The organism is Pseudoalteromonas sp. CR1, assembly GCF_019392235.1.
Taxonomy (GTDB): Bacteria; Pseudomonadota; Gammaproteobacteria; order Enterobacterales; family Alteromonadaceae; genus Pseudoalteromonas.
This window is the reverse complement of record NZ_JAHXRM010000001.1, coordinates 509,545-527,951: the sequence shown is the minus strand read 5'-3', so window position 1 is coordinate 527,951 and position 18,407 is coordinate 509,545. Positions and strand designations below refer to the sequence as shown.

The following is an 18,407-nucleotide window of genomic DNA, read 5'->3' as shown; positions in this document are numbered from 1 at the left end:
TGACAAAGCCCCTAATTTAGGTAAACTATTCTTAATAAAAGGAACTTATAGAGCCACAATGAAAAAATTAATTGTACTATCGCTGATATTGTTTACCTCGTTTAAAGCACTTAGCATAAATGTTATTAACATTGCCCTGCCTGATGAGTTTGTTACAACGATGGAAGTAACAGATGAATACCCACTTGTAAAAACAGGGTATTTAACGCAATCTATTTCGTCCATTACAGACTTTTATCAGCAACAGTTAGGTGAGCCATTAAGCGTAACCGGCAATAAAAATTACCGTACCCTTCATTACAATTACCAAACTCGTAAAGTGCGTATTAGCTTATACCACCGTAACTATGTGACCGAAGTGAGTATAATGATCGAATAAACGTTATAAAAAAACACCAATATAGCCACTCATTTTCATACTCAGTTAAGGTGCTCGTTTTAAATTAAACGTTCTTTAAAATTAACCAATTAATATCTCTTTTTACCCTTTAAAAACAATTTTTGAGCCCAAGCTCTATTTGTAAGCAAACACATTTACTAACAAGTGAAAGGAGTTAATTATGAGTAAGACCTTAATTATTGGCGCTAGTGGTCAAATTGGTAAAATGACAACGGAGTTATTACTTAAGAACGAACAAAATGTTACCGCCCTTGTTCGTGATAAAACTAAACTAAGTGATTTAGAAAGCCCGTTTTTAAATATTGTAGAGCAGGACTTAGAAGGTGACTTTAGCGAAGCTGTAAAAGGTTGCGACCAAGTAATTTTTGCAGCGGGTTCTGGTGGTAGTACTGGGGATGATAAAACATTATTGATTGACTTATGGGCTGCTGTTAAAGCAGTAAATTATGCAAAAGATAATAAAGTTAAACACTTTATTATGGTCAGCTCAATCGGTGCAGACAACCCGGACGCAATAGAAAGCGATTTAAAACCTTACTTAGTTGCTAAACACATGGCCGACGAATACTTAACCAATAGCAGCTTAAATTACACCATTGTTCGCCCTGGTACGCTTACTGATGAAACAGCCTCAATGGAAGTGACAAAACAGCGCCCTGATGATCAAGACAAAGCCAAAATCAGTCGAGAAAATGTAGCCAATGCGCTACTGCATATTGCAACTAACTCATTTGAAAAAAATCGTATTTTTGAGTTATTTGATGGTGATACAGCAATAAAATCTGCGGTTAAATAATTTAAGCGCTCCATTAACCTGAGCGTTAGTGGGGCAGCACTTTCATCGATTACCAAGTAAATTAAACAGCCAACATTAAAACAAGGGCGTAATATTGAGCCTAATGGATCTAAATAAGGAATAGGCACTAAGGCACCCATTTGCATGCAACAAACAATTACCTCATTACTTAGCAAAAACGGTAAACCCAAAGTAGTCACGATGAGATTCAGTAAACTAGACGACACAGCCCCAAGATTAGATCTAAGTGAGTGCCGCTCTAATAGTTAAATGTAAAATAATCCACGTTTCCTTCCCTACTTTGCAAATTTTCTTCTTATGAACCCACTTTTCTGTACTAATTTTAAGCACAGTAAATTATTAATGAAAAATCATTAGTGAGGATTATAGATAACCGTGCTCCAATCTGTTAAATTTATGTTATGTATCTAAAATAAAAACAAAGCTTCTTTCTGGGATGTTAATAAGGGAATTAATGTGAGCGCTACATTTAAAATTATTTTTAATGGCCAATTACACCAGCATGCCAATATTCCATTGGTACAAAAAGAACTAAGTCAGTTTTTAAATATTCCCCATGCTATTGCCATCAAATTATTTGACGGTAAACCCTACGCATTGAAAAAAGATCTAACGAGTATTGAAGCTGTTAAAGCCGAATCGTCACTTAAAAAAATGGGCTTAATAACACGAGTTGAACTGCATCAATCTACCTCTTTAACTGAAAAACAGTATCCTTTAGCGTTAAAAACACCAACAAATTACGATAATGCAAAAACACATAAAACGTCCAATTCAAAACGTATACTACTGCAAAAAAAAGCAATTTATGTAAGGGATATGATTACGCGTTACAAAAACTACAAAGTAAAGCTGCAGCGCGCGTCACTAAAAAGCCTGCTCTATTTTTGTTACGTATCCCTGTTAGTTGTGACAATTACGGGCCTTACCATTAGCTGTAATTTACTTTCAAACATTGTGAATGAATCGCAAAGTAACACTTTAGTTAACTTAACCTACCAAGATTACAAACAATACATAACTGACCAAAACGCAATTAACAATCAACAAAGCAATATTAATACCGATAATAATGCATCGCAAAACCAAGGTAGTGAGCAATTCAATCGGTTTGCCCTATTAATTAATAGTTATGCTGAAAATGTAAAACAGCCTAATGTGGAAAAAATGGGAGGAGAAAAATTAAACCTACGCCTGCAAGAAATAGACGAATTAGGTGAAAAAAATGTATTTTGGCTGCAACTCATTAATTTAGCAAAAAACTTATATAACGACGCGCATGTAATGAGCACACTTAGTAATGCCGACCCAAACAAAGTTCAATGGATCAACGCCGTAGACTGGATCAGCCAGCGTTATATTAGGCAGCAACAAAACAGCAACTCTCTTCCTAAAGTTAATGAACCTAACAACGTTATGCTTAATTTAACGCTATCAATTAGTGTTTTATCACTACTTATATTAATGATCATTGTGATAAAAATGAAGCTACGTACAATTAGAGAAACCTAGTATTTTTTATTCATTACATAAAAAAACCCGCAGCCTGATTACTCAAGTTGCGGGTTTTTTAGGGTTTTTAAACAAACGAATTTAAAAACCATTATTGGTGGAGCTGGGGGGATTTGAACCCCCGTCCGAAAAGCCTCGACCGTCGGTACTACATGTTTAGTATTGTCATTTAATTAACCTTTAAATCCCGGACAAACACGGTAAGTAAAGGCGAGGCCGCTTAGTTTTAACGCTTCAACCCCGGCCAGGGTTTCCATCGCGATCAGGTGTTAGGGTGACACTCCAGAATCCAGTCCACAAGAATACATGGAAGGAGCGCTAGCCAGCCTAAGCTGCTAGAGAGTAGTTATCGTCGTTTGCGATTACTTTAGATTGCGGCTTTTTTACGAGGCAAACCGCACCTCGACATGCACCTTGGGCTTCTTGAATTCCGTCGAATCCTAATCAGCCCCTGAATTAGTAAACTCATTCAGAGCGTGCAGGCAGTATAACTGAGTAAAGTGATGATACTCAAGGCTTAATGACGCTTTATTTAATTCACCTATGCTAACTGCGCATTTAATGAACAAATTAACAATAGTGTACTAGATACAGTAAACATTTACTTAACAATATGGTTAACCTGTGTTCAAATGAGGGATTAGCAAACTAGTGCTAAAGGTTTAGTTGTAACTGTAAAAGTTAAGAATAATAACAGGCATAAGAAGTAGGGAATTAAAAATGTCGGTTTTTTCATTAGATAAAAGTACAGGATGTGTGTCTTTAACTAAGCATCCTGTTGATAGTGGTTTTCCGGTCACAAGCACTCAACTAATTGAAATGTTTGAGCAATCTGAGTTTGGTGAATATGAGATCATTTCAGCCAATATCGGAAAACTTTTTGCGCCTACAAATAACCACAAAGAAGTGTCTTTAGTTGTCGCAAAAGCAGTGGATGCATCTATTGTAATTAATATTGATGAAAAAAACATGGTTGCAGAAGCAACAATAACAACCGCCAAAGGTGGTGCACTGCTTTCAATAGAAGATGCACAAGAGGCGTTGAACAAAGCGGGTGTAAAAAAAGGGATTAGTCCTCGCGCACTTGATAGCTTTTTGGGTCAACAATTTGAACAAGCTTCTGGGTCAACTTACAGCGCTATTGTTGCGCATGGTCGTAATCCAAAAGAAGGAAGCGATGCTAAATTTGTTCGCCTTTGTTCAACAGCACAAGATCGTATTTTAAGCCCTCAAGCTACTGCCGGTGGCAAAGTAGATATGAAAGATCTTGGTGCCATTATTACTGTTAAACCAGGCACACCTCTTATGCAACGTATTGCTGCCACAATGGGTGAAGACGGCTATACCGTGTTTGGCGATATCATTCCTGCAACGCCTGGTAAAGAGCTTGAGCTGCAACCTTTTGAAGGGACAAAAATAGACCCAACAAACCCCAATTTACTAATAGCAGACTGCAAAGGCGTACCTGTTGCGCTACCACGCGGGATGCGCGTTGACGACGTTTTATGTTTCGATAATGTCGATGTGAGCACCGGTCATGTTGATTTTGATGGCAGTGTAATTATCAGCGGTGACATAAAAGACGGTATGCGAGTAAAGGCAAAAGGTGATATTACTGTTTTAGGCTTTGTTGAATCGGCCATTGTTGAAAGCCAAAGTGCAGTTACAATTGTGCTAGGGGCTATAGGCCGTAACCGTGAAAACGAAGAAGCATTTACATGTAGCATTTCAGCTAAGCGCACAATTTCTATAGGTTATGCCCAATACTGTAATATTAAAACCGACCAAAACCTGTTTATCGAACGTCAAGTATTGCATTGTGATTTAACGGCTAAACGTTTAATTCGTGTTGGCAAGGCAGATAAGCCTCGTGGCAAAATTATAGGTGGTAATATATTTGATGCTATGCGTATTGAAACTGGCGAACTAGGTGCACCAGCCGGTACTAAAACGCGTGTATTTTTAGCTCAAAACTGGTTTGAACTGCGTGATAAGCAGAGCCAAATTAACGACTTTGAAAAAGTATTAAGCACTAAATTAGTGGATTTAAAAAATGCGCGAACTAAAGCAGAAAAAATCACGAACCCTGCTCAGCGTAAACAATTTACAGATAAAATCAGTGCTAACGAAAAGCAACTGAATGCTCGCTCTCGCAATGTTAAGCAGCAAAAAGCAATCGTAAAAAGAAAAATAGCCCAGCTATTAGCTTCTAGCCGCGTAAAAGTGAACGAATTAATGCACCCTGGTGTAGAGGTTAAAATAGCAAAAGAAACAAAACAGTTTTCGCGTATTTATCCCCCCCACTTCGTAAAACTATCTGAGGGTAAAATTACTCAGTCGTTTTAGGTTCATTGGCTGCTTCATCTTCGTCACTATCATCAAGTGGTGCAAGCGGCCAACCGCCTAGCTCTTGCCAACGGTTTACGATTAAACAGTATAATTCAGCGGTGCGTTCTGTGTCGTAAAGTGCTGAGTGGGCTTGACTGTTATCAAATTCAATTCCAGCTGCACGACACGCTTTAGCTAATACTGTTTGACCTAATGCAAGCCCTGCTAACGTTGTTGTATCAAAGCTTACAAATGGATGAAACGGGGTGCGTTTTATACTATTGCGTTCAATAGCTGCATTTAAAAATCCGTGATCAAAGGCCGCGTTATGCGCCACAATAACAGAACGCTGACATCCGGCTGCCTTTTGCGCTTTGCGCACTACCTTACAAATCTCTTTAATGGCATCCTCTTCTTTTACTGCTCCTCTTAACGGTGAAAATGGATCAATTCCGTTAAATTCGATTGCCGCTTGCTCAATATTAGCACCTTCAAACGGCTCAACATGAAAATGCACTGTTTGATCTATGCTCAACAAGCCATTGTCATCCATTTTTAATACAGAGACTGCAATTTCAAGTAATGCATCTGTTTCTTTATTAAAACCTGCGGTTTCAACATCAATAACAACAGGAAAAAAGCCACGAAAGCGTTTTGCGAAAAGAGTTTGCTCAGTATTTGCCATAGTCTTCTTGGTTTGTAGGTATAAGCCTTCTATTATGTCAAAAGTATAGGGCTTTCGGCTAGAGGCATTAACTATTATTTACGCCTATAATAATAGGCATATAACTTGCTTTAGAATGACGCTAGCAAAGTTTACGTTGCACTTTAATAAAGTAGTACTGAACAATGCCAAATTTTTGGCGTGTAGGGTTACGGAGAGTTTTATGAAGTTTAAATTATTATTGATGAGCGCCAGTATTAGCTCTGTGCTATTAAGCGCAAGTGCAACTGCAGCCATGCGTAATTACTCTGCGAATCAAGACAGTTCAAGCTGGGAAGTCGTTAGAACAACACGCTTACAGTGCCAATTAAATCATGAGGTTCCTTACTACGGGGAAGCTATTTTTAAAGCCACTGCGAGCAAAAATAAAAACCTAACTTTTAATTTAGATATGGTTGTGCGCCCAGATAACTACTCTATTGCTGGACTTAAAGCAGTTCCGCCTTCATGGCGTTCTGGGCTACCAGCCCGAGATATTGCCAATATGAAGCTACTAAAAAAGTTTGATGGCGAGCTAGGCAATCAAACAGCTTGGGAAATGCTCACTGAGCTTGAAAAAGGATTTTACCCCACTTTTTACTATCAAGACTGGCAAAATAGTGCCGATAAAATTGCCGTTGGTATTTCAAGCGTTAATTTTAAGCAAGCTTATTGGGCGTTTTTACAATGTCGTGACGAACTACTGCCTTACAGCTTTGAAGATATTTCGTTTACAGTAATGAACTATCAATCTAACAGCAGTAAGCTCACTAAATCATCTCAGCAACGCCTTAACAAAATTGCTGAATATTTAAAAAACGATTCAACCATCGAATCAATTAGTATCGATTCTTATACCGACAGCTACGGCGGTCGTTGGAACAATTTAGACCTATCGCGTAAACGCGCTAAAGCAATAAAAGACTTCATGGTTAGCCTAGGGGTAGATGAAAATAAAGTCAAAACAACGGGGTTTGGTGAAAAGCGCTTTGTAGACACCAACGATAATATTTTAGGTCGCGATAAAAACCGCCGTTTGGTAATTCAAATAGCTAAAATGTAGGAGCGTATACTCAGCCCACCAGGTTACAAACCTCACGCTGTAATTTAATCGCTCCTGGATTGAACAAATTTCTAGCCACAAAGTTCAACACGCCCTAGTGCTAACACTTTGCTTTTAAATATTTATCGCCAAATTGAAAAAAGCCTAAACTAATAACAATGATAACCGCGCCAGTTATTAGCTCTATACTCAGTAGCTCGTTGTTAAGCCACGCACCTAGTCCAATAGCAAAACTTGGTGTAATAAGTGTGGTTAACGCAACGGTACTTGCATTTAAATTTTGTAAAACATGAAAATATGCTAATGCCCCTATTAACGAACCAAATATTCCTAAATAACCAATTGCCCAAAGCGACCTTACATTCCAGTTTTGTATATTAAGCTCACCATCAAGCAACCACCATGCAATAAAAAATAGTGGCGTTACAAACACAAGTGCACCAAATGTTGTGGCCATAGGGTGAATTGCAATTTTCACCCGCTTTATCATGACACCGCTTAAGCTAAAAAAACACACAGCCATAAATACATATACAAGCCCGAGTCCCTGAGTTTGTGAATTTTGTACTTGGTTGTAGCTTACAAAATAAAGGCCAACTAAAGCGCTTGCTAAAGCAATGAGCTTTATTGGGCTAAATTTAGGCTCATTTAATAGCTGCTGAGCAAGCAACCCCGATAAAATAGGAGCCAACCCAAACATGAGTGAAATAATGCCAGAAGGCACTGTTTTAGCCGCCATATAACTCAATAGCATGCCACCAAAAATACCAATACTTGAGTAAGAATATAGTAAACACGCCGACTTATTCCATGGCACTCTTACATTAGTGACGGCTACGACAAGCGCCCCCATAAATAGTCCCACCAGCATACGCATTAACACCGCTAATGAGGGCGAAACACTTTCACTACTCCACACTATACCCAGCGGTGTGGTGGACCATATAAGAACCATTAAAAAATAAGAAACTTTAACTGGCACGTGCCATTCCTTTGTAAGTTAAAAATAAGGCGAGTTGAGCTTAGGAAGTAAAAACCAGCTTAACGCATGAATAAATGAGTTACAGGCAAAGCTAAATAGCTTTTGTTAAAACTCGCTAAAAGCACTTAACTGTCAGCTTAATCTTAAAATATAAGCGCCTAAAAACTGGTCACACGATTATACGCTGTAAAGGGTTTATGAATAGGCGTTTAATCATATTAAAGATTAAAAAACGTGTAAATATACAGCTGTAAATTGTAAGTTACATTTTATTTAATGCCATTTAGAACAAAACTATTTGAGTTTTACTGAAGTAGTTATATCGTGCGTGTAAATTAATAATAATTAAGGTAATTAAGTGCTCAAAAATAAAACAATAGGCAGCATGTTAATCGTAGCTGGTACCACAATTGGTGCTGGCATGCTTGCTTTACCTATCGCCTCTGCTGGTTTAGGTTTTATGACTGCACTTGCACTTATTGTTGCAAGCTGGGTATTAATGACTTACACCGCTTTACTGATGTTAGAGCTACATCAATTTGCCCCACGTGATGCCACGTTGAATACACTTGCTAAACGCTTGCTTGGGAAGCGCGGTCAATACATTGCCAATTTTTCTATGGTGTTTTTATTTTATGCTTTATGCGCAGCGTATATTGCAGGCGGTGGTGCACAGCTTCAAGAACGAATTAATCTTGGATTTGATTTAGACATGGCTCCCCAATTTGGGTCTGTCATATTAGCGGTCATTATTGCAAGCGTAGTTACACTGGGAACAAGCAAAGTAGATAAATTCAATAGAGTGCTGTTTACAATTAAAGTGATTGTTTTAGCCAGCTTATTTTATATGCTTACACCTTATGTACAAGCCAAGCATTTACTCGAAATGCCAGTACAACAAGGATTAATATTATCCGCGATCCCTGTCGTCTTTACCTCTTTTGGATTTCATGGCTCTATTCCATCAATCGTGAAATACGTAGGCCTTGACGTAAAAACGCTTCGTAAAGTGATGATTGCAGGCGCGGCACTTCCTTTAGTAATTTATATTTTTTGGCAATTATTAAGCCAAGGTATTATGAGCCAAAGCGATTTACTTAATAGCGAAGGTTTGAGCGGGTTTGTAGCCAGTGTTGCAAGCATTGCACATAATTCAAACGTGTCGGTAGCGGTAAAGTTATTTGCCGATTTAGCACTAGCAACTTCATTTTTAGGTGTAAGCTTGGGTTTATTTGACTTTTTTGCCGATACATTCAAGCAAGTCGATAACAACGTAGGCCGAATTAAAACTGCGCTTGTTACGTTTATACCGCCTTTGGGGTTTGCCCTTTTTTACCCGCAAGGGTTTATTATGGCTCTAGGTTACGCTGCAATAGCTTTAGTTATATTAGCTGTATTTTTACCTGTTGCTATGGTTTATAAGCAACGAGGTTCAGCAAGCACTGTCACTGGTTATAAAGTACAAAGTGGTAGTATTGGGCTATTAATTGCAGGGTTATGTGGCGTGCTAATAATTGCTGCGCAATTTATGCAAATGGCGGGGTTTATACCCGCAATTGGTTAAACCGTACTTTTGTAACAACAAAATTTAGTTAATAAAAAACCGCATACCATTATTAATGGAGTGCGGTTTTTTTATATTAACTACGCTTATTTACAAACGTCAGCCACTGCATTTGCAAAGTAATCAAGGTTTGCTTTGCTAACACCCGCTACATTTACGCGGCTTGAGCCAACAATGTATATACCGTATTCTTTTTGTAATCGCTCAATTTGCTCTTTATTAATACCCAAGAACGAAAACATACCGTGTTGACGTTCAATAAACGAAAAGTCTTGCGCTATGTCTTTTGATGCTAGACTTTCTTTAATTAAACTACGAAGGCCATTAATACGTGTACGCATTTCATCAAGTTCAGCATGCCACATTTGCGTAAGCTCTGTACTGCTTAGAATAGTGTTAACAATATCAGCGCCATGTGCCGGAGGCATTGAGTAAATACTACGTACCACACTTAACATTACTGAGTTAGACACATCAGCTGTTGCACTGTCTTTTGCGATTAATGAACATGCACCTATACGCTCACGGTATAGACCAAAGTTTTTAGAGCACGAAGAGCAAATAATTAACTCTTCTACGGCGTCGGCTAAAATACGTAGCCCGCGTGCGTCTTCTTCAAGTGAAGAACCAAAACCTTGATAAGCAATATCTACTAACGGTGTAAAACCAACATCTTTGGCAAGCTCTGCAACGGTTCTCCACTGCTCTTCGTTTAAATCCATACCACTTGGGTTATGACAACATGCATGTAACAGCACTACATCACCCTTTGGTACTTGCTTAAGGGTATTGATCATTTCATCAAATAACAGATCTTTATTTTCGTAGTCGTAGTACGGGTATTCTTTGACGGTTAAACCTGCCGCTTCAAATAAACTAATGTGGTTTGCCCAAGTCGGCGTTGTAACCCATACGGTTGCATCTGTATTACAGCGTTTAATAAATTCAGCAGCAACACGAAGTGCGCCTGTACCACCTGGTGCTTGTGCAGTACGAACACGATTAGCCAATAATGCTTGGTGCTCACCAAGTAATAGCTGTTCCATTTTTTGACAGTAATCTAAGTTACCTGCTAAGCCAATATAAGATTTGCTTGTTTCATTTTCCAAACGGAACGCTTCTGCTTTTTTTACTGCATTTAGTACAGGTGTATTGCCGTGCTCATCTTTGTAAACACCCACACCTAAATCAATTTTATTAGGGTTTGTGTCTTGTTTGTAGGCCGCCATAAGGCCAAGGATCGGATCAGTTGGTAATGGTTTTAATACTGAGAACATGGGCTATCTCTTATCTATATTTATGGGTTAGCAATTAAGCTTAGCTTAACATAAAAGCACATCACGTTGACTAGTGTTATTTACACTAGTGAATGAGGAATTTTAATACAACATGCAATTAAAATGGCCAGTACTTTTTCATCAAAAAAATCATTATTAAATGCTTCCGCATCAATAATACCTACGCAATCATTTTGAGCATTAAACAAAGGCAAACACACTTCAGATTTAACTTTAGGGTCACAGGTATAATATTCTCCACCTTGTGCCAAGTATTGCTCTATATTATTAATAATGCGGCCTTTTTGAGATAAAGCCACTTGAACGTTATTGCTTCCTGCAGCAAAGGCTTGTGTAAGCGGAAATAAAGGACGGCTAGGCACGCCATGATAAGCAAGCTTTAATAGCTGTTTACCTTCGTCAGTGTCCGTTGATTGATAAATACCATACCAGTCAACACCCGTTTGCGAGTGCACATAGTTAACAATACTTTGCAGCTGTGCAAGCTTGTCATTGGTATTGCTATCGTTATTTATGAAATCAGCAAGGTTGAAAGGTTCATCTTGCAAGTAACCAAATAAGCTGCATGCTCCGCCTTCGCCTAATTCAGGTATTTGATACTGCCAACGAGTTTCTGGCAAAGATGTATGCGCAAGATAATTCTCGAGCTTTTCAAGCTCGGCTGAAATTAAGTTTGCATCGACGCTTAACTGCGCTTGCGTTAAATAAGAATAAATCATTTGGCCATCCATACATCTAAAGTTTCGAGGATAATAGCATGGATATTTTCGCAGAGCTAGATCAACTTATAGCACATTTCAACTTGGTTACCGCTTGCGTTGTAAGTCACTTTTTCTGCTATTTCTTCAAGCAATGACAGGCCCCGACCAAATTCATTATTACCACTCATTACATCATTTGACTGACTACTAAACCCCCTACCCGAGTCACAAATCATAAAATGGAGGCTAAGTGTATCTGGGCAATAACGTATATCAATGATGATCATGGCATCTTTTAGCTCACTTATTGCCTTTTCACGCATTTCATAAAATTTAAAAAAACCGTCTTCCTGAAGTTTAATCGCAGAGTCTAATCCTAAAACACCATGATCAAGTGAGTTATTGTAAGCTTCAGAAAGGAGTAAAAATATGTTTGAGCGGTGATCATTTAATCCTTCAATTCGACTAAGAATATTTACAATGTCATAGACGGGGTCAGTTTGTTTAATTTGTTTTGAATTTAGGCTCAATGACAAATTAAAAGCAAGCGTTGAGAAAGGTTCTCTGGGCTTTTCTTCCATCGGCAAAGGCAAGCAGTTTAGAAGCACAATGCTTACATCATCTTGTTGCTGTAAGCCTTGTGCAAAATCGCTGACATGAGCAATTATATCCTCACAGGTGATCATAGGCTTACTTTGCAGGGTCGCTATTAAGCGGTCTTCGGCAAAAAAATCATCTTGTTTATTTGTCGTTTCTATTATGCCGTCGGTAGCAAGCACTAAACGCGTATCACTACTGACTTCAAAATGTATTAAGTCGTACTCAAATTCATGTTTGTCTAATATGCCCAGTGCCATATGCTGAGACTCTAGCGTTTTTTTTATATTGCCTTCGCTATCAATCAAATATGCATCAGGTAAGCCACCAAGCCACGCTGATATACTTTTTCCAGATGCACTGAGCTCTACAATAGTCGCCGCACAAAACATGTGCCCTGGTAGCAGGTTATATAGAAGCGTATTTAATTCAAAAGCAATATCATTAACTGCCTTGCCTTTATTTACCATTGTATAAAATGCACGAGATACAGGAAGTGCACCAATAGCAGCTGCTAGACCATGCCCGGTAAAATCGCCCAGCATACAATACAAGTTACCTATTGGACTTTGCGCAACTAAAAACATGTCGCCGTTAAACATAGAAGCGGGAGATAAATTAAAGTCGAGGTGCTGCTTAAAACCATCTTGATTTTCGAGCGAATTATTAAAAATATGCTCAACAATTTCGTGTTCACGCTCAATTTGATTATGGTGATATTCGAGAAGTTGCTTTTGCTGATTCGCTTTTTTACTTAATTCTCGGGTTCTTCTATGCGCTTTAATTTTTGCGTTAAGAATTACTTTATCAAATGGTTTATGAATAAAGTCATCCCCACCAACCTCCAAACATTTTTCAAAACTTGCTTTGTCATCTAAAGAAGTAATAAAAATAATAGGTAGATAAACGTCACTGTGATTATTTTTTATTATTTTGGCGGTCTCAAAACCGTCCATAACTGGCATAATTACATCGAGTAACACAATGTCTATGGGTTCATGTTCGAGGATTTTAATAGCTTCTTGGCCGTTATAGGCCATCGATATTTGATAGCCCTCATCTTTAAGCATTTGACTTAGTAAAATACGGTTTAATGCCTGATCATCGACAATAAGAACATGTGGTGCCATTAGCTAATGTCAAATTTCTTATCGAAGCGCGATATTTGTAGTATTTTTTTAAGCTGTGGCTGGCAATTAGTAATTTCAAACACAGTCACTTTATCTTCTAATGTTTTTTTCATATTTAAAAGCATACCCAGGGCAGAACTATCCATGTAGTCAGTTTCTCTTAAATCAACAATAACTTTATTAGTGCCGTTGTCTATTTGTGCATAGGCTTGGCGAAAAGACTGAACTAAATTAAAGTCAAACTTTCCCTTTATTTGTATTGTTAGCGCTTTTCCATCGGCTGATGTACGAGTAGTTAAATTCATTGATTTCTCCGTTAAATGTATCTTTGACTAAATATAACCTGTTAAAACTATTTAGCAAAAAGAAAAACACACAACAGCAAATTTGCTATCATTTACGCCATTATTTAATACATTTTGACTGAATAAGGTAAACCATGACAGATAGTCACTTAGTATATTCAACAAGCACTGGACGCATTGACCAGCCAAAACCAGAAAAAGAGCTTGATATTAAGCTCTTCAAAGATGGTTTTGTGCGTATTGAGCGTCAAACAAAAGGCCGTAAAGGAAAAGGCGTAATGCTTGTAGTTGGCATAGACCCAAAAGAACATGACTTAAAAAAGTTAGCTAAAACAATAAAAAGTAAAATGGGCCAAGGCGGCGCTGTAAAAGAAGGTATTATTGAAGTTCAAGGTGATGACCGAGATAAATTAAAAGCGATTTTAGAAGGCTTAAAATTTAAAGTGAAAATTGCGGGTGGTTAACCCGCAATTATAAACTACATTACTTTTTTAAATGGTACTTCACCCAGCTTAGTATATAAGTCTGGTAAATCAGATTCAGGAATTGGGCGGCTGTAATAGTACCCTTGCACTATAAAGCAGTTGTTATTTTGTAAAAACTCTACTTGCTCTATGGTTTCTACCCCTTCGGCAACGACATCTAAATTAAGCTTTTGAGCCATTGCTATAATAGCGGCTGTAATTTCCATATCATTGCTATCTTCTGGGATATCTTGCACAAATGAACGATCTATTTTGAGTATATCCACCGGAAAGCGTTTTAAATAACTCAGTGAAGAATAACCCGTTCCAAAATCGTCAATTGAAATAGAAATACCTAACGCTTTTAACTGATGAAGTTGTGTAATAGCGGCCTCTACGTTCCCCATTAACATGCTTTCGGTTAACTCTAAATGTAAGCGCTCAGCCGATACACCTGATGTAATAATCATTTTACTTAGGGTTGGCACAAGATTCGAATCTTTAAATTGGCGAGCAGATAAGTTTATAGATACATTATTTTCACGGTTTTGCTCTGTTAATCTCACAACAAAATTACATGACTCCTGTAATACCCACTCACCTAATTCAACAATAAGCCCTGTCGCCTCAGCAATCGGAATAAACTTATCCGGCGGTATTAACCCTTCTGTTGGGTGGAACCACCTTAATAAGGCCTCGTATCCAACAACCTGTTGAGTACGGCTATCGATTTGTGGCTGATAATAAACCACAAACTGGTCTTCTTTTAATGCAATACGCAGTTCGTTTTCAATGAATAAGCGCTCATTTGCGGCCGCATTAAGTTCTTGGCTATAAAAGTGGAACGTATTACGCCCTTTTTCTTTTGCCTCGTACATCGCTAAATCAGCATGCTTTAATAATTGGTCCTCTTCTAGGCTATCGTACGGCGCCATAGTAATACCAATACTGGCACTTATAATGACCTCATTATTGCCCAGCATGATAGGCATACTAAGTGTTTGCTGAATTGTATTTGCCACATCGGTTGCGTGTTCTTGGCTTTCGATACCACTCAATAGTACTGCAAACTCATCACCACCCAAGCGTGCAATAGTATCTTCAGAGCGAAGACGTTTTTTAAGTCTATTTGCAACCTGTATTAATAGTTGATCGCCCGCATCGTGGCCAAGGGTGTCGTTTATGCGTTTAAACTCATCCAAATCAAAGTAAAAAAGTGAAAACGCGTAATGACCGCGTTCTGCAAGTGCAAGAGATTTGCGCAGCTGCATTCTAAAGAAGGTTCTGTTTGCCAAACCTGTTAGCGTGTCAAAATAAGCCAACTGTTCCATTTTGCGTTGGCTTTCTTTAACAAACGAAATATCTTGTGCAGAAGCAACATAACTGGTGATATTGCCCCCCTCTTCACGTATTGGTGAAACGCTTAATGAAACCCATATAGGCTGTTTACCTTTGCTTTCAATTAAGGTATCGCCGCGCCAATAGTTGCGACTACGAAGATCAATATCAATATCTTCAACCAAAATCGCCATATCTGAAGCAACAATATTTAAAAGGGGTGCTCGGCTAAAGTGGCTTTCAGGGTACCCAGTCATTTCTAACATTTTAGGGTTAACGTATTCAATAACAAAGTTTTCGTCAGTTATAACTACACCTGTTCCTGAGAAAGCGACTGCTTTTGATAATCGGTTAGCTGCTTTTTCGGCTATTTCTTTTTCTGAAATTCGCTGGTTAAGTCCGTCAATTAATTTACGAATTTCAATCGTCATATCTTTAAACGAACCGTTAAGCGTACCAATTTCGTCTTTGTTCTCTTCTGGGAATTTAGTATCAAGTTTTCCTTGTCCAAAACTCGACACAGCATAAACAAGTGAATGCAATCGGCGTAACACAAGATGCTGCAATGCTTGATGCAATAACAAGGCAACTAAAATAGCGTAAAGAATAAAGAGGCCAAAAAACTTAAACTTTAAATCTTGCAGTGCAGACAATGTAGAAGAACGCTTTTTATAAACGCCTATATACCAATCTAGCTCATCAATTTTTTGAATATTGATTAATTGTGCCTCATCATTTTGTAAAAATGAGCTGGCATACTCGGGAAGCTTGGTCGCAATTGCTTCACCAATAATTGACTTAAGTTGTGGGTTTACAAACTCGTCCATAACTACTGTTTTGTTATTTTTTCCGTATTCAGCAAGTAATGAAGCACTTAAATCTGGGTGAGCTAATAATTGGCCTTTGCTATCAAAAACGAGTAAGTTTTTTTCTTTGTCTCCTATAGGTAAAAAAGACACGAGTTTATTAAGCGTAATATCACTGCCTGTAACCCCTATAAATTCATTATTCGAATAAATAGGAACCAGTAAACTGATCACCCAATCATGCCATACCCTATCGTAATAAACCTTTGACCATTCTGGTTCTATTGAGTTACCTAAGCTTTCTCGAACATACTTGTAAGTTGAGCCTGCGCTTACCCGAAAATCAGCAGGGGCATTTAACGCCCAATTAGGAGGCGATATCCTAATAAAGTCATCATTCGTAATAAGGTAAAAATTGTAGAAGTCATAAACTAATGTTGGTGAAATAACATCCCAGAGTGCTTCAGAATTATTAAATAGCTGTTTGTAAAAAGGGCTGTACTTTTCTTGTGGTAAAAAAGCGGCGGATAAGCCATCAGATGAAGCGCTTCGAATCGTACCATCACTGTTAAACTGTAGTTGCGCTTTACTGGTTAGATCAATGGGGGAGTTTTTTTGAAATAACTGCTCATTAACTATGTTGTTAGCTTGCTTAGCAATATTTACTTTAGTTTTTATTCGTTCTTTAAATTGCCTTACTAATAAATCGGTCGAGCTTTTTAGTACTTCATGCTCTTCAAAAACCAGCTGTTTTTCCTCTGATTTAAGCATAAAAAATGCAGCACAAACACCCGCAATCAAACAAATTGAAGATATAAGTAACGACAGTTTTACACTTAAAGAGTTTATTCCAAAACGCGATGGAGGGCGTCTATATAGCACAAGCCAACCTTAATTATTAATAATTGTTATTATTTAGCTGTTAATGAAATATACCAGATTCAAATTCATTATTATAAATTTTTTGTAAACTTTATAAAAAAATTACAAAAGTTGAAATAATCAATACTTAAGCACTATGTTATTAAAGTATGTTATTGACATTACTCCTAACTCTCCATACATTAAGTGCATGAACATATTTAATTCTCGCACTATTTTTTCTTTTTTTAGCTTCTTTATATAAAGAGGCTTGTCTGTTTGTGAGATAAATCAATCGAATAGTAAAGCCTCCCAACCGGGAGGCTTTTTTGTATATGCTGCGTTTACGCAGATTAATTTTGGAATGAGGAAACCAAAAATGACCAACGATGTTTTAAACACCTTAAGACATGATATAAACGAAATAGATTCTGATTTACTCGTACTGCTAGCTAAGCGACGTCGTATTAGTCACGGCGTTGTCGAATATAAGATTGCTAATAATAAACCCATTCGTGATGAGGCTCGTGAATTAGCATTGCTTGAAAAACTCATTGGTTACGGTAAATCACTCGGCTTGGATGCGTATTATGTAAATAACGTTTTTCAAACAATCCTAGAAGACTCAGTACTTCATCAACAAGCAATGCTTCAAAAAAATCTAAATCCTGATGCTTTAAGTGAAACACATCGTGTGACTTACCTTGGTGGGCAAGGTTCATATAGTCAATTAGCTTGCCATAAATACTTTAGTCGTCGTCCAGGAAAGCTTGTTGAAATAGGTTGTTCATCGTTTGAAGAAATCACCTCAAAAGTAGAAAACGGACAAGCCGATTTTGGTTTACTTCCCATTGAAAATACAAGCTCAGGGAGCATTAATGAAGTATTTGATTTGCTTCAGCATGCGCAAGTCTCTATTGTTGGTGAAGTAACACACAGTGTTGAACATTGTTTATTAGCTTCACCGAACACTCAACTAGCCCAAATTACAAAATTATTTGCACACCCTCAACCGTTTGCACAATGCAGCCGCTTTTTGCAAGGGTTAGGTGATTTACAACAAGAAACCTGTGATTCAACCTCCTCGGCGCTTCAATCTGCGCTAAGCACACCAAATAGTGCTGCCATTGGTTCAGCCCAAGCCGGCAAGAATGTAGGACTCGAAGTTATTAAATCAAACTTAGCTAACCAAAGCGAAAACCACAGCCGCTTTATAGTCGTAGCGCGTAAGCCTTTACATGTGTCGAATCAAATACCAACAAAGACCAGTTTAATTATGTCTACTAAACAACAGGCTGGTTCACTTGCTGATGCACTGATGATTTTTAAGCAACACAAAATAAACTTAGTAAAATTGGAATCTCGTCCTACTCCGGGCAATCCGTGGGAAGAAGTGTTTTATGTTGATTTAGAGGCAAATCTAGCCGACGGCCAAGTAAAAGAAGCGTTAGAAGAACTTAAAGAACATACCCAATATGTCCGCATATTAGGCTGCTACCAAAGTGAAACGTTGCAAGCCGTCAGTGTTAATACTTAAA

15 protein-coding genes and 1 other RNA gene are annotated in these 18,407 nt (G+C 38.0%); 8 read left to right on the top strand and 8 right to left on the bottom strand.

The features are described from left to right. Positions 1-58: 58 nt before the first annotated feature. The 3 genes from KZZ04_RS02475 to KZZ04_RS02465 all read left to right on the top strand — a co-directional run bounded on the left by KZZ04_RS02475 (position 59) and on the right by KZZ04_RS02465 (position 2,729). Positions 59-379: a hypothetical protein gene (locus tag KZZ04_RS02475; protein WP_058403438.1), complete on the top strand. Its 321-nt coding sequence runs from the start codon at positions 59-61 to the stop codon at positions 377-379. Between the two features lie 181 nt (positions 380-560). Next, positions 561-1,196, top strand: a complete 636-nt coding sequence (locus KZZ04_RS02470; RefSeq protein ID WP_219421702.1) for an SDR family oxidoreductase — start codon at positions 561-563, stop codon at positions 1,194-1,196. A gap of 477 nt (positions 1,197-1,673) precedes the next feature. Then, entirely contained in the window at positions 1,674-2,729 is a 1,056-nt protein-coding gene (locus tag KZZ04_RS02465; RefSeq protein WP_219421701.1) for a hypothetical protein, read from the top strand. 95 nt (positions 2,730-2,824) lie between these two features. Here the strand turns inward: KZZ04_RS02465 and ssrA are convergent. Next, positions 2,825-3,181, bottom strand: a transfer-messenger RNA (tmRNA) gene (gene ssrA, locus KZZ04_RS02460). A 268-nt stretch (positions 3,182-3,449) separates the two neighbouring features. Here ssrA and KZZ04_RS02455 point away from each other — a divergent pair. Continuing rightward, entirely contained in the window at positions 3,450-5,075 is a 1,626-nt protein-coding gene (locus KZZ04_RS02455) for a DUF342 domain-containing protein (RefSeq protein ID WP_219421700.1), read from the top strand. Here KZZ04_RS02455 and rnt read toward each other — a convergent pair. Continuing rightward, on the bottom strand, positions 5,059-5,742 hold the full coding sequence (gene rnt / locus KZZ04_RS02450) for a ribonuclease T (RefSeq protein WP_058552054.1): 684 nt from the start codon (positions 5,740-5,742) through the stop codon (positions 5,059-5,061). The genes KZZ04_RS02455 and rnt overlap by 17 nt on opposite strands. A gap of 202 nt (positions 5,743-5,944) precedes the next feature. On the opposite strand from rnt, the gene KZZ04_RS02445 reads away from it, so the two are divergent. Further along, entirely contained in the window at positions 5,945-6,823 is an 879-nt protein-coding gene (locus KZZ04_RS02445) for an OmpA family protein (protein WP_219421699.1), read from the top strand. A 100-nt stretch (positions 6,824-6,923) separates the two neighbouring features. Here the strand turns inward: KZZ04_RS02445 and KZZ04_RS02440 are convergent, their stop codons facing one another. After that, the gene (locus tag KZZ04_RS02440; protein WP_219421698.1) at positions 6,924-7,805 is read right to left on the bottom strand and encodes a DMT family transporter; all 882 of its coding nucleotides are present in this window, start codon (positions 7,803-7,805) and stop codon (positions 6,924-6,926) included. A gap of 358 nt (positions 7,806-8,163) precedes the next feature. On the opposite strand from KZZ04_RS02440, the gene KZZ04_RS02435 reads away from it, so the two are divergent. After that, positions 8,164-9,369, top strand: coding sequence for an aromatic amino acid transport family protein (locus KZZ04_RS02435; protein ID WP_219421697.1), 1,206 nt, complete (start codon positions 8,164-8,166; stop codon positions 9,367-9,369). 86 nt (positions 9,370-9,455) lie between these two features. Here KZZ04_RS02435 and KZZ04_RS02430 read toward each other — a convergent pair whose 3' ends face one another. The 4 genes from KZZ04_RS02430 to KZZ04_RS02415 all read right to left on the bottom strand — a co-directional run bounded on the left by KZZ04_RS02430 (position 9,456) and on the right by KZZ04_RS02415 (position 13,400). Next, entirely contained in the window at positions 9,456-10,646 is a 1,191-nt protein-coding gene (locus KZZ04_RS02430) for an amino acid aminotransferase (RefSeq protein ID WP_219421696.1), read from the bottom strand. Positions 10,647-10,726: 80 nt separating this feature from the next. Continuing rightward, on the bottom strand, positions 10,727-11,386 hold the full coding sequence (locus KZZ04_RS02425; protein ID WP_219421695.1) for a GAF domain-containing protein: 660 nt from the start codon (positions 11,384-11,386) through the stop codon (positions 10,727-10,729). A 56-nt stretch (positions 11,387-11,442) separates the two neighbouring features. Next, positions 11,443-13,095, bottom strand: coding sequence for a SpoIIE family protein phosphatase (locus tag KZZ04_RS02420; protein WP_219421694.1), 1,653 nt, complete (start codon positions 13,093-13,095; stop codon positions 11,443-11,445). Further along, complete coding sequence (locus KZZ04_RS02415) at positions 13,095-13,400, bottom strand: STAS domain-containing protein (RefSeq protein ID WP_058551023.1); 306 nt, start codon at positions 13,398-13,400, stop codon at positions 13,095-13,097. The genes KZZ04_RS02420 and KZZ04_RS02415 overlap by 1 nt, the downstream gene beginning before the upstream one ends. Positions 13,401-13,534: 134 nt before the next feature. Between KZZ04_RS02415 and KZZ04_RS02410 the strand changes: the two genes are divergently transcribed. Beyond that, positions 13,535-13,864: a translation initiation factor gene (locus KZZ04_RS02410; protein WP_058403457.1), complete on the top strand. Its 330-nt coding sequence runs from the start codon at positions 13,535-13,537 to the stop codon at positions 13,862-13,864. Between the two features lie 14 nt (positions 13,865-13,878). On the opposite strand, the gene KZZ04_RS02405 is transcribed toward KZZ04_RS02410, so the two are convergent. After that, a complete protein-coding gene (locus KZZ04_RS02405; RefSeq protein ID WP_219421693.1) occupies positions 13,879-16,890 on the bottom strand; it encodes an EAL domain-containing protein in 3,012 nt (1,003 codons plus the stop codon). Between the two features lie 358 nt (positions 16,891-17,248). Between KZZ04_RS02405 and KZZ04_RS02400 the strand changes: the two genes are divergently transcribed. Further along, positions 17,249-18,406: a chorismate mutase gene (locus KZZ04_RS02400; protein ID WP_219421692.1), complete on the top strand. Its 1,158-nt coding sequence runs from the start codon at positions 17,249-17,251 to the stop codon at positions 18,404-18,406. Position 18,407: the final 1 nt, after the last annotated feature.